The organism is Pseudomonas sp. R4-15 (assembly GCF_055768815.1).
Genome location: NZ_CM147293.1, coordinates 3,965,959 through 3,979,224, shown reverse-complemented (window position 1 = coordinate 3,979,224; position 13,266 = coordinate 3,965,959). Strand labels below are relative to the sequence as shown.

General features: G+C 66.6%; 13 protein-coding genes. 6 read left to right on the top strand and 7 right to left on the bottom strand.

Features of this window, described 5'->3' with window-relative positions; translation table 11 throughout:
* Window positions 1-24: 24 nt before the first annotated feature.
* Window positions 25-1,455, bottom strand: coding sequence for an arginine-ornithine antiporter (gene arcD, locus ACYRGX_RS19265; RefSeq protein WP_473054037.1), 1,431 nt, complete (start codon window positions 1,453-1,455; stop codon window positions 25-27).
* Between the two features lie 445 nt (window positions 1,456-1,900).
* Between arcD and ACYRGX_RS19260 the strand changes: the two genes are divergently transcribed.
* Window positions 1,901-2,800, top strand: coding sequence for a ribokinase (locus ACYRGX_RS19260; RefSeq protein ID WP_473054036.1), 900 nt, complete (start codon window positions 1,901-1,903; stop codon window positions 2,798-2,800).
* Here the strand turns inward: ACYRGX_RS19260 and ACYRGX_RS19255 are convergent.
* Window positions 2,780-3,736: a ribonuclease Z gene (locus ACYRGX_RS19255; RefSeq protein WP_473054035.1), complete on the bottom strand. Its 957-nt coding sequence runs from the start codon at window positions 3,734-3,736 to the stop codon at window positions 2,780-2,782. The genes ACYRGX_RS19260 and ACYRGX_RS19255 overlap by 21 nt on opposite strands.
* Before the next feature lie 175 nt (window positions 3,737-3,911).
* Between ACYRGX_RS19255 and ACYRGX_RS19250 the strand changes: the two genes are divergently transcribed.
* Window positions 3,912-4,937, top strand: coding sequence for a sensor domain-containing diguanylate cyclase (locus ACYRGX_RS19250; RefSeq protein WP_473056729.1), 1,026 nt, complete (start codon window positions 3,912-3,914; stop codon window positions 4,935-4,937).
* Here ACYRGX_RS19250 and ACYRGX_RS19245 read toward each other — a convergent pair.
* Window positions 4,928-5,893 (bottom strand): threonine dehydratase, encoded by a 966-nt coding sequence (locus ACYRGX_RS19245; RefSeq protein ID WP_473054034.1) that lies wholly within the window; start codon window positions 5,891-5,893, stop codon window positions 4,928-4,930. The genes ACYRGX_RS19250 and ACYRGX_RS19245 overlap by 10 nt on opposite strands.
* 81 nt (window positions 5,894-5,974) lie before the next feature.
* Here ACYRGX_RS19245 and ACYRGX_RS19240 point away from each other — a divergent pair, with 81 nt between their 5' ends.
* Window positions 5,975-6,772, top strand: a complete 798-nt coding sequence (locus ACYRGX_RS19240) for a helix-turn-helix transcriptional regulator (RefSeq protein ID WP_473054033.1) — start codon at window positions 5,975-5,977, stop codon at window positions 6,770-6,772.
* A gap of 171 nt (window positions 6,773-6,943) precedes the next feature.
* On the opposite strand, the gene ACYRGX_RS19235 is transcribed toward ACYRGX_RS19240, so the two are convergent.
* The gene (locus tag ACYRGX_RS19235) at window positions 6,944-8,074 is read right to left on the bottom strand and encodes a PQQ-dependent sugar dehydrogenase (protein ID WP_473054032.1); all 1,131 of its coding nucleotides are present in this window, start codon (window positions 8,072-8,074) and stop codon (window positions 6,944-6,946) included.
* A gap of 247 nt (window positions 8,075-8,321) precedes the next feature.
* Between ACYRGX_RS19235 and ACYRGX_RS19230 the strand changes: the two genes are divergently transcribed.
* Window positions 8,322-9,635 (top strand): CitMHS family transporter, encoded by a 1,314-nt coding sequence (locus tag ACYRGX_RS19230; protein ID WP_473054031.1) that lies wholly within the window; start codon window positions 8,322-8,324, stop codon window positions 9,633-9,635.
* 15 nt (window positions 9,636-9,650) lie between these two features.
* Here ACYRGX_RS19230 and ACYRGX_RS19225 read toward each other — a convergent pair whose 3' ends face one another.
* Entirely contained in the window at window positions 9,651-9,998 is a 348-nt protein-coding gene (locus tag ACYRGX_RS19225) for a hypothetical protein (protein ID WP_473054030.1), read from the bottom strand.
* 179 nt (window positions 9,999-10,177) lie between these two features.
* On the opposite strand from ACYRGX_RS19225, the gene ACYRGX_RS19220 reads away from it, so the two are divergent.
* On the top strand, window positions 10,178-11,593 hold the full coding sequence (locus tag ACYRGX_RS19220) for an ATPase domain-containing protein (RefSeq protein WP_473054029.1): 1,416 nt from the start codon (window positions 10,178-10,180) through the stop codon (window positions 11,591-11,593).
* 12 nt (window positions 11,594-11,605) lie between these two features.
* A complete protein-coding gene (locus tag ACYRGX_RS19215; protein ID WP_473054028.1) occupies window positions 11,606-11,962 on the top strand; it encodes a response regulator in 357 nt (118 codons plus the stop codon).
* 278 nt (window positions 11,963-12,240) lie between these two features.
* Here the strand turns inward: ACYRGX_RS19215 and ACYRGX_RS19210 are convergent, their stop codons facing one another.
* Together ACYRGX_RS19210 and ACYRGX_RS19205 are read right to left on the bottom strand one after the other, a co-directional pair.
* The gene (locus tag ACYRGX_RS19210; RefSeq protein WP_473054027.1) at window positions 12,241-12,531 is read right to left on the bottom strand and encodes a DUF2845 domain-containing protein; all 291 of its coding nucleotides are present in this window, start codon (window positions 12,529-12,531) and stop codon (window positions 12,241-12,243) included.
* Window positions 12,528-13,262 (bottom strand): methyl-accepting chemotaxis protein, encoded by a 735-nt coding sequence (locus ACYRGX_RS19205; protein WP_473056728.1) that lies wholly within the window; start codon window positions 13,260-13,262, stop codon window positions 12,528-12,530. Before ACYRGX_RS19205 ends, ACYRGX_RS19210 begins: the two co-directional genes overlap by 4 nt.
* Between the last annotated feature and the right edge of the window lie 4 nt (window positions 13,263-13,266).

The window sequence follows — 13,266 nt, the reverse complement described above, 5'->3', positions numbered from 1 at the left end:
GTGGTTCTCCTTGAACCCGCTGGATCAGAGGCTGAGGAAGCCGTCGTAGAGGCCGTAGGCGGCGATGGCCGCGCCGACCAGCACCGCCGCGAGGATGATTTTCTCCACGCCGGTGAAAACTGGCTGGCCCTGTTCGCGCTTGGCTTTGGCGAAGAACAGCGCGCCGGGTGCGTAGAGCAGGGCCGACAGCAGCACGTACTTGAGGCCGCCGGCATAGAGCAGCCAGACCGCGTAGAGCACCGCCACCGCGCCGATCGCCAGGTCGCGCCGGCGCGCGCCGGCGGCCTGCTCGTAGGTTTCCCCGCGCACTGCGAGCAGCGCGGCGTAGGCGGCCGACCAGAAGTACGGCACCAGGATCATCGAGGTGGCGAGGTAGAGCAGGTTCAGGTAGGTCGCCGAGTTGAACAGGGTGATGATCAGGAACAGCTGGATCAGCCCGTTGGACAGCCACAGCGCATTCGCCGGGACGCCGTTGGCGTTCTCCTTCTTGAGGAAGTTCGGCATGGTGTGGTCGCGTGCGCCGGCGAAGAGAATCTCCGCGCAGAGCAGCGTCCAGGACAGCAGCGCACCGGTCAGCGAGACCACCAGCCCGACGCTGATCAGCAGCGCGCCCCAGTGGCCGACCACATGTTCCAGCACGCCCGCCATCGACGGATTCTTCAGCGCCGCCAGCTCGGCCTGACCGAGCACACCCATGGACAGGACATTCACCAGCACCAGCAGCAGGAGCACGCTGTAGAAACCGATCGCGGTGGCCTTGGCCACCTCGCTGCGGTGTTCGGCGCGCGCCGAATAGATGCTGGCGCCCTCGATGCCGATGAACACCCAGACGGTGACCAGCATCATTCCGCGCACCTGGTTCAGCACGCTGCCCAGCTCCGGAGTGCCTTTACCCCAGAAATCCGCGGTGAACAGGTCGACGTTGAAGGCCAGGGCGGTGATGACGATGAAGATCAGCAGCGGGACGATCTTCGCCACGGTGGTGATCAGGTTGACCAGCGCCGCCTCGTGAATCCCGCGCAGTACCAGGAAGTGCACGCCCCAGAGCAGCAGCGAGGCACCGATGATCGAGGCCGGCGTGTTGCCTTCGCCGAAGGCCGGGAAGAAGTAACCGAGCGTGGCGAACAGCAGCACGAAGTAGCTGACGTTGCCGATCCAGGCACTGATCCAGTAGCCCCAGGCGGACGAGAAACCCATGTAGTCGCCGAAACCGGCCTTGGCATAGGCGTAGACCCCGGTATCCAGGTCCGGCTTGCGTACCGCCAGGTTCTGGAACACCAGCGCCAGGGTCAGCATGCCGACCGCGGTGATCGCCCAGCCGATCAGCACCGCGCCGGCGCCGGCGCTGGCCGCCATGTTCTGTGGCAGTGAGAAGATGCCGCCGCCGACCATCGAGCCGATGACCAGTGCGGTGAGCGCGCCCAGGCGAAGCTTGCGCGTCGTTTGTCGTTCCATGATGCCCTCCGGAATCGGTTGTACGATTCCATTGGGCGCGCACCATTCTGGCGCAGGGTGATCTCGGTCAAGCCGACGAGCGGCGCCGTGGCGAGGCGTCGCAGCATGGACAGTAAATGGCGCACCACCGATCAAGGTGGCGAAACGCTATGCGGCTGACCGTTCAGTCAGGTTCCTCGCTGCCTTCGCCGAAGTGCAGGCCGTGCTTGCGCAGCTTGTCGTCCAGGAGCTTCCAGACCCTAGCTTCGGTCGTCATCGCTGGGCGACGAAGATTTCGCGGGTCCCGTCGCCCGGCGTAGCGAAGGGAGCCACCGGAGGTTGAATGAAAGACGGCCGGTTGTCGTAGGGCGACGTTCGGGGCGTGAAGGCCGCGTGGAGAAAACGCTTGGTGGGGAGCGGCAACAGGCCCTAGTGTTCGCGGATCCTGTTTTCCGAGGCGTCCTCCATGCTCGTGGTCTTTGGTTCCCTCAATGCCGATCTGATTTTCCAGATGCCGGCGCTGCCCGTCGCCGGACAGACGTTGCTGTGCGATGCATTGCGCATCGAGTCTGGCGGCAAGGGCGCCAACCAGGCACTGGCGGCGGCCCGGGACGGCGCGTCGGTGAGCATGGTCGGCGCCGTGGGCCAGGATGAGATGGCGGACGTTGCCTTGCGCGGCCTGCGCGCGGGTGGCGTGGATGTGACCCGGGTGCTCGCTTGCGCGCAGACCACCGGCTGCGCCGCGATCCAGACCGACCGCGAGGGTCGCAACCAGATCAGCGTGGCCGCCGGCGCCAATCTTGCTGCGCGCGCCGAACAGGTGGACGACGCACTGCTGGCCCAGGCCTCGCTGTTGCTATTGCAGATGGAAGTCGATGTGGCGCAGGTCTGCGCCCTGGTCGAACGTGCCAGCGCGCTGGGCGTGCGCAGCGTGCTGAACCTGGCGCCGGCGCTGGAGATCCCCCGGCAGACCCTCGAGCGACTGTGGTGCCTGGTGGTCAACGAGGACGAGGCGCAGAGCCTCGCCGAGCGTCTGGGTTGTGGCGAGGGCGCCGTCCAGCTCAGCCACGAACTGGGCATCGCGGTGATTCGCACCCTCGGTGCCCAGGGCGTCGAGGCCTGCACCGCCGAGGGCGAATGGCGGGTCGCCGCCGAACCGATCGATGCGCTCGACAGTACCGCGGCGGGTGACTGCTTCGTCGGCGTGCTGGCTGCTGCGCTGGCGCGTGGCGAGCCCTTCGGCGCAGCGCTGGAGCGTGGTTGCGTCGCTGCTTCGCTGGCCTGCACGCGGCAGGGCAGCCAGGGCAGCCTGCCGCTGCGCGAGGAAACCGATGCGCGCCTGGCGCTACGTCGGCAGCGCGTGTAGCTGTCCCTCGCGGTCCAAACGCAGGCGTAGCAGGTCCTCGGCGAGGAACAACTGCCCGGAATAGACGGCCGCTGCCTCGGCTCGCAGGTCGTCGAGATTCTCCCGCGCCGAGCCTGGTGGGCCATAGCGCGGGCTGAAGTGGCTGAGCACCAGGTTGGGCAGGCCGCTGCGCTCGGCGAATTCCGCTACCGCTCGCGCGCCGCTGTGACCCAGTTCGGGACGCGCGTCGGCGAGTGCCTGCAGATAGGTGGCTTCATGCACCAGGACGCTGGCGCCTCGGCAGGCTTCGCCTAGCCGAGCGGGATCGGCGTTATCGCCCGCGACCACCAGGCAGCGCGGCGACCGCCCGGGTCGTCGATAGTCGGCGGCACGCAACGGTCGGCCGGCGACCATCACGTCCTGGCCGCGCGCCAACTGGCCCCAGCTTTCGCCCGCCGCAATGCCTTCCTGGCGCAGGCGCTCAACGTCCAGGCGCGGTGAGGGGCAGTGTTCCTCGAAGCGATAACCCCAGCAGGGCACCCGGTGGGCCAGGGGCACGCTGCGTACCTGCAGCCCGCCCAGCAGCCGGGGGCTCTCGTCCTCGCTGGCGTGCAGGCGCAGCTCGTAGCCGAGGTGGCTGTGGCTCACGCGCAGGCTGGCCAGCAGCCATTCGCCGAGCTGCGGGGGTAGCACCAGGTCCAGCGGCCGCTGGCGGCCCTGCAGGGCGGCGCTGGCGAGCAGTCCGGGCAAGCCGAAGCAATGGTCACCGTGGACATGGGTGATGTGGATCGCGCGCAGCTCGTTCAACGACAGCGGCGTGCGCAGCAGGCGATGCTGGGTGCCTTCACCGCAATCGACCAGGTGCCAGCCGCGCCCTTCTTCCCGTACGGCCAGGGCGCTGACGTTGCGATCAGAGGTCGGGGTGCCGGAGGAGGTTCCGAGAAAAAGCAGTTCCACGCGAAAGCCTCTGCACGGGGAGCGGTCGGGGCGTGAAGTATGACGCAGGCGGGCGTCGCTGCGGATGTCATGGAGCCTTTACCGTGGGCAGGCTACACTCGGGCGCGAAGATGGCCATTTGCCGTGGTGGCTGCCGTTCCGACCGTCGCGCGGATTGAGGTCTCGTTTGAAGAACGTGGGTTCCAGCCGTCGTATCGCTTGGCGCGCCATGCTGCCGCGCGCCGTTGGCCTGCCTGTCGGTGCCCTCTGCCTGACGGTTCCGCTCTGGGAGTTGCAGCGTTCGCTGGCGCTGTGGCTGGGCCTGGGCTTTTTCGCCTTCGTCTGGCCCTGGCTATCGCTGGTCATCAGCCTGCGCTATAGCGAGCCGTTGCGTTACGAGCGTTGGCACATCCTCTTCGATGGCTTCGTTTCGGCGTTCTTCATCGTCGCCGCGGGTTTCAGCCCGATCGCCACGGCGGTGGCCTTTGCCATGCTGCAGACCAACAACGTTGCGGCCGGAGGCTTTCGTTTCGTCGGCCTGGGGCTGCTTTCGCAGATGCTCGGGGTGGCCGTCGGGCTGCTGGCGTTCGGCTTCGAGTTCAATGCGAACCTCACCCTCATGCACCTACTGGTGTGCGCGCCGATGTTGTTCATCCATCCGTTGGTGATCGGATCGACGCTGTATGGCCTGGCGCTGAGCCTGGCGCACAACCGTCGCGCGTTGCGCGAACTGAGCCGGACCGATCCGCTCACTGGTGTGCACAACCGCCGCTACTGGATGGAGCTCGCGGAGCGGCATCTGCAGAATTGCCGGCGCAGTGGCGACAAGGCCTGCCTGGCCCTGATCGACGTGGACCATTTCAAGCACATCAACGACAGCCGGGGGCACCTCGCCGGGGACGCCTTGCTCGAGCGCTTGGGGCGTGCCTTGCGCGAGGACCTGCGGCAGACCGATGAGGCCGGTCGCTATGGAGGAGACGAGTTCTGCGTACTGTTGCCGGGAACCGATAAGGCCGGGGCGGCGACTGTGCTGGAGTGGTTGCGTGCGCGAGTGGCCAAGGGCGAGGACGGCGCCATTGCGCTGAGCATCGGCGTCGCCCCGCTGGAACCTGGCACCACCTCCCTGGAGGCGTGGATCGAGGCGGCGGACAGCGCACTGTACCAGGCCAAGAGCGCCGGACGTGACCGCCTGGCCTTCGCCGGGGCGTCGCTTCACGAGTGAAGGGCGGTCGCGGTCAGCTCGCGATACTGCTGCAGGTCCACGTTGCCACCGCTGAGAATCAGCCCGACGCGTTGCCCGCGCATCGCCTCGGCTTCGCCCAGCAGTGCCGCCAGCGGCGCGGCGCCGGCGCCTTCGGCGAGGTTGTGGGTGTCCTGGTGGTAGGCGCGCATGGCGTGGCGGATGGCGTCCTCGCTGACCGCCAGCATGCGCTCGGTGCCTAGCCGGTAATGCTCGAAGGCTTCCGCCACCGGTTCGCGCACCGCCAGGCCATCGGCCAGGGTGGCCGCCGTCGCGGTGCTTTGCAGCCGCCCACTGTCGAACGAACGCTTGGCCGCATCGGCGGATGCCGCCACCACGCCGACCACGCGGGTCTTCAGGCCCAGGGCATCGCGTACGGCGATCACCGCGCAGAGGCCGGAACCGCATCCGACCGGTACGTAGACGGTATGCAGGTCGGGCACGGCGGTGAAGAATTCCAGCGCGTAGCTGGCCACGCCGAGCACCAGGTCGGGATGATAGGCCGGAACCCGCAGCAGGCCTTCGGCTTCGGCCAGGCGCGCCGCCTCGGCGCGGGCCTCGTCGAAGTCCTCGCCGTGCTCGATCAGTCGTGCGCCGAGGGCGCGCATGGCGGCGTTTTTCTCCCGGGAGTTGCCTCGTGGCACGACGATGCTCAGCGGCACGGCGTGCGCCGCCGCCGCGCGCGCCAGGCTCTGGCCGTGATTGCCGCGGGTCGCGCTGACCAGGCCGCGTGGCCGCTGGCCGCTCATCAGACGTTCCAGATAGAGGATGCCGCCGCGTACCTTGAAGGCGCCGGTGGGGGTGTGGTTCTCGTGCTTGACCCAGACCTGCGCACCGCTGCGCTCGCAGAGCAGCGGCCAACGGTATTGGGGCGTGGGTGGCATGTGTCGGTAGACCCGTTCGGCGGCCTCGCGAAGCTGCTGCAGGGAATAGGGCATACTGCGAATCTCCGGTGAACGAGAGTAGGAATGGGCGCCAGCGTGCCCCGTCCTGCCGATGGCGGCTTTCAGGAAACCCACATGAGTCATGCGATGGGCGAATCTCCGCGGGCCGTCGCCCCGCGTCTGCGCGAGGTCGGCGGTTGGCGCGTGGCCTTGCTGCCGCGCGCCGGCTATCGCGCCGACTATGTCGCGGCCGCGCCGGGCGTGGGCTTCGCCTTCGAGACCCAGCACGGCGAGCACGCCATCGCCAGCGACCGCATCCAGCCCTTCCTGGCGATGCCCAACCGCCTGGCCTTCGTGCCGCGGGGCTGCCCGGTGTACTCGCTGTCGGCGCAAGGCGGCGAGTACCTGCAGGTCAGTCCGCTGGCCGATGAGGAGCAATGGCCGCAGCGGCCCTTCAGTGATTTGCCCAATGCCCAGGCGATTCCCCTGGCGCACGGGCTACGGCGGCTATTGCTGGCTGAGGGCGATGCCCTGGAAATCGCCGCCTGCGCCTGGGCGCTGGGTGAATGCGTGCGGCAAACGGAGGGGCAGTCCCGCGTGCGTGAGGCCGGCTGGTTGACGGCGGCGCGAATGCGTCGCCTCGACGAGTTGATCGAGGCCCAAATGGACTCGGAGCTCAGCGTGCTGCAACTGGCGCGGGCGCTGAGCCTGTCCGAAGGCTTCTTCGCCCGCGCCTTCCGCGCGGCGGTGGGCATGGGGCCGCACCGCTACCTGATCGAACGGCGCCTGGCCCGGGCGCGTGGCTTGCTGCGCCGGCCGGGGGCCGAGCTGGTGCAGGTGGCCTTGGCGTGCGGCTTCTCCAGCCATGCGCACCTGAGCGCCAGTTGTCGCCGCTACCTCGGCGTCAGTCCCTCCCAGCTACGCGAATACTAGGGCCTGTTCCCGTTTCATTCACGAGCCGCGTTGTCGCCGGAAATGACCTGCGGTTAGGCGCAGGACGCAGTCAATGGTTATTCCCTTGGCAAGTCCTGCAACGACAGCGCAGGTCATTTCTGGCACAACCCGCAGGCACCGGCGCGGCCGTGAATGAAAGGGGAACAGGCCCTAGCGCGGCGTGAGTTCCAGCAGGCGACCGTTGCTGCCGTCTTCGAGTACCCATAGATTGCCCTCGGGGCCTTGCTCGACCTCGCGGATACGCGCACCCATGGCGTAGCGCTCGACCTCGTGGGCCGAGCCGTCAGCCAGCGCCACGCGGATCAGTGCCTGGGAGGAGAGCCCGCCGATGAAGCCGTCACCCTGCCACTCGGCGAAGCGCTCGCCGCTGTAGATGACGAAGCCCGCCGGCGAGATCACCGGCGTCCAACTGATCAGGGGGGCGACGAATTCCGGGCGGGTGTCGTGATCCGGTATCGGCAGGCCGCTGTAGTGACTGCCATTGGAGACTTCGGGGTAGCCGTAGTTGGCGCCGCGCTCGATCAGGTTGAGCTCGTCGCCTCCGCGCGGTCCCATCTCGTGGGCCCAGAGTCGGCCGCTTTCATCGAACGCCAGGCCGAGGATGTTGCGATGGCCGAGTGACCAGACCTGCGCGGCGATCCCGCCCTGCTCGACGAAGGGGTTGTCCGCTGCGGGGCTGCCGTCGTCCTCCAGGCGCAGCAACTTGCCGAGGTTGCTGCTCATGTCCTGGGCGGGGTCGAACTTCTGCCGCTCGCTGGAGCTGATCCACAGCTTGCCGTGGGCATCGAAGGCGAGCCGGTGGCCATAGTGCCCACGGCCGCTGACCTTGGGTTGCTGGCGCCAGATCACCTGTACGTCCTGCAGCGAGCCGCCGCCGCGCTCGTCCAGACGCAGACGCGCGCGCGCCACGGCGGCGCCGCGGGTGTCGTCTTCGCCCGCTTCGGCATAGCTGAGGTAGACGATGCCGTTTTCCGCGAAGGCGGGGTGCAGGATCACGTCGCCCAGGCCGCCCTGGCCGCCGTAGTCCACCGTTGGCACGCCGCCAATCTCGGCACGCTGACCGCTGCGCGGATCGAGGTGAATCAGGCTGCCGCGCTTCTGCGTCACCAGCAGGGTGCCATCGGGCAGGAAGCTCATCGCCCAGGGTTCCTCGAAGCTCGCCCGGGCATGGGCCATGAATGGCCAGTCGGCTTTTGCGATGCCCTCTTCGGCGGCGCAGGCGCTGAGGCTGGCGCAGCCGGCCAGTAGGCTCAGGGCCAGCCTGCGAATACGCGAGGCCATGTCGAATCTCCTGTCTGCTGGGGCAAGGCCGGCATGGGGCGCTTGCTCTGAGCTCGCAGGGTGGCGTCTGGTTCGTGCGCTGCACAGGGCGAAAGTATTTCCAAATGTCCTGGGGCCGTGAGTGAAACACCATGAGTCCCTGGTCCCTCCGCCCTAAAAAGGTTGCTGAAAGGTTTCCTCTCTAGGGTTCGCCGACGCATTGCTCGCCCAAGGCGGGTGAACAAGAAAAAGTTGAGGAGAAGCCGGTTTGCTGACACTTGTCGGACTGTTGACCATTCTGGGGTTGGTGACCCTGTTGCTGGTCGGGCGCATGTCGCCCGCGTTGCCCTTGATCGCGGTCCCCCTGCTGGGGGCTTTGCTCGCAGGTTTCGGACCCACTGAGCTGAGCGAGTTCTTTGGCCAGGGCCTGCAGAAGGTGGCGCCCATTTCGGCGATGTTCATTTTCGCCATCACCTTCTTCGGCGTTCTGCAGGACACCGGATTGTTCCGTCCGCTGATCGGCGGGCTGGTGCGCATCACCCGTGGCAACGTGATCGCAGTCGCCGTGGCCACCGCGGTGATCGGCATGCTCGCTCACCTCGATGGGGCCGGTGCCACCACCTTCCTGCTGACCATTCCGGCGCTGTTGCCGCTGTACCGACGCCTGCGCATGAGTCCGTATCTGATGCTGCTGCTCATTGCCCTGGGCGCCGGCATCCTCAACATGGTGCCCTGGGCCGGCCCGCTGGGCCGTGCGGCGGCAGTGACCGGTATCGACGTCACCGAGCTATGGCGCGGCCTGATCCCGGTGCAGGGGGTGGGTGTGGTGCTGCTGATCGCCCTGGCGGCGTTTCTCGGCCTGCGCGAGTCACGACGCATCGCGGCAGGGCAGGGGACGGGTAACGACGCGCCGAGCCTGGAGGCCGAACAACATGCCGAGCGCCTGTCAGAGGCCGAGCATGCACTGGAGCGGCCGAAGCTGCTCTGGTTCAACGCCGTGCTCTTCGTGCTGGTGCTGGTGGCGCTGTTCAGTGGCGTGTTGCCGGCGGCCTACATTTTCATGATCGGCTTGACCCTGGCGTTGTTGGTCAACTACCCGGGCGCCAAGCAGCAGGGCGAGCGCATCGCCGCGCATGCGCCGGCGGCGCTGAACATGGGCATGATCATCCTGGCAGCCGGTTCCATGCTTGGCGTGCTCTCGGGCAGCGGCATGCTCACCTCCATCGCCAAGGATCTCGTCGGCGTGCTACCGACCCCGATGGTGCCGGTGCTGCACATCATCCTCGGCCTGTTCGGTCTGCCGATGGAGCTGTTGCTGAACACCGACGCCTACTACTTCGGCCTTCTGCCCGTGACCCTGGAAGTGGTGGGCCATTACGGCGTGCAGCCGGCCTCGGTGGTCTATGCGCTGATGATTGGCAACATCATCGGCACCTTCATCAGCCCCTTCTCACCCGCCCTGTGGCTGGGCCTCGGCCTAGCCGGGCTCGACCTGGGCCGGCACATCCGCTACGCGCTGTGGTGGATGTGGGGCTTCTCGCTGGTGCTGTTCGGCGCGGGCTGGGTGATGGGGCTGTTCTGACGCCGGGTGGCGGGCTCACTCCAGCTCGTCGTCCTCGCGCAACAGGACGCAGGGCTCACCGGGCTCTGCCGTCTGCACGTAGTACATCTGCACCCGGCCATCGGCCTCGGTGACCGCCAGGAAATCATCCTCGCGCACGCTGAAGCGCGCGCGCGCCGAGGCCTCGGCGAGGGGTTCGATCCAGGCCGAAAACAGCGCGTGCTCCTCGTCGTCGGGCGCGATCGGCTCGACGCTGCCCAGCAGCAGGATCCGACCATCGCCGAGATCGTCCTCTTCGGCGTTGGGATCGCGGGCGGCGCGGTAGAGCGTACAATCGAGCGCGTCAGGATGCTGCAGCAGTTGGTCGCGTGAGGGGCGGGGCATGGCCATGTCTCGAAGGGGTGAAGGGCGCCAGTTTGCTCAACCGCAGCGAGACCGGCAACCGCCTGCTTTGGTACGCTTGTAGGCTGACCGATAGACCCTGGCGCTGTGCTACCTTCGCGGGAGCTGGACGAGTACCTCTCGCGCAACGGAACTCCGGTACCTCTCAGAGGGAAAAACTTTTGAACCAACTCGAACGCATGGAAACTGGCATCGCTGGCCTCGATGCCCTGCTCAAGGGCGGTTTCATCCGCGGAGCCTGCTACCTCATCCAGGGGCGCCCAGGCTCGGGAAAGACGATTCTCGCCACGCAGATCGCCTTCAATCACCTGGCGGCCGGCGGCAAGGCGATCTTTTCCACGCTGCTCTCCGAGTCCCATGACCGGATGTTCGGCTTCTTCTCCTCGTTGAGCTTCTTCAAGCGCGAACGGGTCGGCAAGGACATCCAGTACATCAGTGCCTTCGATACCCTGGAGCAATCCGGTCTGGATGCGGTGATCAAGTTATTGCGCCAGGAGATCCTGCGGCACAAGGCCAGCTTGCTGGTGGTCGATGGCCTGCTCAATGCGCGGGGCCGCGCGGAAACCCCGCTGGACACCAAGAAATTCATCGCCGAACTGCAGGCGCATGCGGCCTTCAGTGGTTGCACCGTGCTGTTTCTCACCAGTGCGCGGGTGGACGAGGGCAGCCCGGAACTAACCATGGTGGATGGCGTGCTGAGCCTAGACGAGCAGTTGCTCGGCGTGCGCTCGATCCGCCGTATCGGTGTGCGAAAGTCGCGAGGTTCGGGCAGCATCGGCGGCTTGCATGAGTTCCACATCGGCGACGATGGCATCGTCGTGCATCCTCGCCTCGAAGCGCTGCATACGCGCGGTGCGCATTATCAACGCCCCTGCAGTGGGCGTATCCGCACCGGTGTAACGGACTTCGACGAGGTGCTTGGCGGCGGCTTGCCGGATTCCTCCATCACCCTGGTGATGGGGCCGTCCGGGTGCGGCAAGACCTCACTGGCGATGAATTTCATCTCGGCCTGCCAAGCGGGTGAGCCGGGATTGGTGTTGAGTTTTTACGAGACGGCGGAGGAGCTCTGTTGCAAGGCCGACGCCTTTGGTTTGCCGTTGCGCAAGCTCTGCGATGAGGGAGTGGTGAAGATTCTCTGGATGCCGTCCACCGAGTTACAACTCGATGGCGTAGGTGCGCAGTTGCTGGCTGCGGTACGCGAGCATGGCGCCAAGCGCGTGGCAATCGATAGCCTCGGGGCGATGGCCCGTGCCGCCGTGGAACAGCAACGGCTCATCGAATACTTCTGCGCGCTGACGAACGAATTGCGCGCCTTGGGCGTCTGCGTACAAGCGACCTGGGAATTGAGCGACCTGTTTGGCGCTTCGATTTCCTCCCCGTTGTGCAGCGTGTTCGACAACCTGCTGCTACTGCGTTACGCGGAACCGCGTGGCGAGTTTGTCCGAACCCTTACCGTACTGAAGGTCCGCAACAGCCATTTCAATCCGTCACCGCTGCGCGTGGAGATTGGTGCGGGTGGAGTGAGCCTCCCCAGGAAAGTAGCGGAAGCGGACCCGACAGACGCCCCCCGGGGCTGAACGAGACCGCGCATGAGCACGATTCTCCTGGTTGATGACGAGTACCAGATCGTCGAAGTCCTGGCCATGGGCCTGGAGGACTTCGGCTTCGAGGTGCTCCGCGCCGGAGATGGTCGTGCTGCTCTGGAATTGGTGCAGCAGCACACGCCTGATCTGATGGTCACCGATTTCATGATGCCGGGGATGGATGGCCTGGAACTGACGCGACGGCTGAGGATGCGTGCCGAGTTGGCGGAGTTGCCGGTGATCCTGATCACCGGCGCTCACGGCCACGTCGCCCAGGAAAGCGACGGGCTGTTCCAGCGGGTGGTGATCAAGCCATTCAACCTGTTCGCGCTGATCGACGAGATCAACGCGCTGTTGCCCTAGGGTCTGTTCCCGTTTCATTCGCGAACCGCGTTGTCGCCAGAAATGGCCTGCGATTAGGCGCAGGACGCCGCCAATGGTCACTCCCTTGGCAAGTCCTGCAACGACAGCGCAGACCATTTCTGGCACAACCTCGGCGGCCCCACCCGCAGGGCCGGTACCTGTTTTGTCGCAATACGGCGTTGCTCCTCTTACCTTTACCCCGGTAAAGGTTGCGACTCGCGCCTTGTCTTGCGACAAAACAGGTACCGGCGCGGCCGTGAATGAAACGGGAACAGACCCTAGCGCGACATACGGATTTCCACCAGGCGCCCGTCGATGAAGCGCAGGGTGTAGAAGGCGCCGCCACGCGGGCCGTATTCCCAGATATCCTCTGTCACCGCACCTTCCGCCAGTTGCCCATTGGCGAGCCTGGCCGGCGGCAGTTGCCGGCGCTGCGCTGGCTCACCGCAGATTCGCTGCACGCGCAGGCTGTCGTCTCCGGTACTGATCAGGCCGCTGCCGCAACGCAGCGTCTCGGCCTGGACCTGCCAGGCGCAGAGCAGCAGCGCTGCCAGCGGCAGTGTCCTCATACGCGGAAGTGACCCACCACATTCGCCAGTTCGGCCGCACGCGAGGACAGCCCTCGGCTGGCCTCGGCGCTGACGCGGGAGTTGTTCAGAGCATCGGCGGAGCGGTCGCGAATCTCGGTGATGTTGCGAGTGATCTCATCGGTGACGCTGCTCTGTTCCTCACAGGCGGTGGCGATCTGCGCGGCCATCTCGTTGATCCGTGAGACCGCCTCGCCTGCGCCCGAGAGGGCGCGGTCGACTTGTGCGGCCTGTTCGACGCTCTGCCGCGCATGCTCGCTGCTCGAACCCATGACCTGCACGGCACTCTGTACGCCGCTGGTCAGGCGACCAATGCGCTGGTTGATGTCCTTGGTGGATTCCTGGGTACGGGCTGCCAGGGCGCGCACCTCGTCGGCGACCACCGCGAAGCCGCGGCCCTGCTCACCGGCGCGGGCCGCCTCGATGGCGGCGTTGAGCGCCAGCAGGTTGGTCTGCTCGGCGATGCCGCCGATCACCGCGAGCACCGTGCCGATGCTCGCGGACTCTTCCTCCAGGGCGAGAATGGTGGTCGAGGCGCGCTCCACTTCCTTGGCCAACTCGCGCATCGTCTCGATGGTCGCGGCCACCACCTCGGCGCCTTCGCGGGAAAGTTGCTCGGCGCTACTGGCCGCATCCGCGGTGAGCTGGGCGTTCTGCGAAACTTCGTTGACGGCCGCGCTCATCTGCGCGGCGGCGGTGCTGACCTGGTCCACCGCG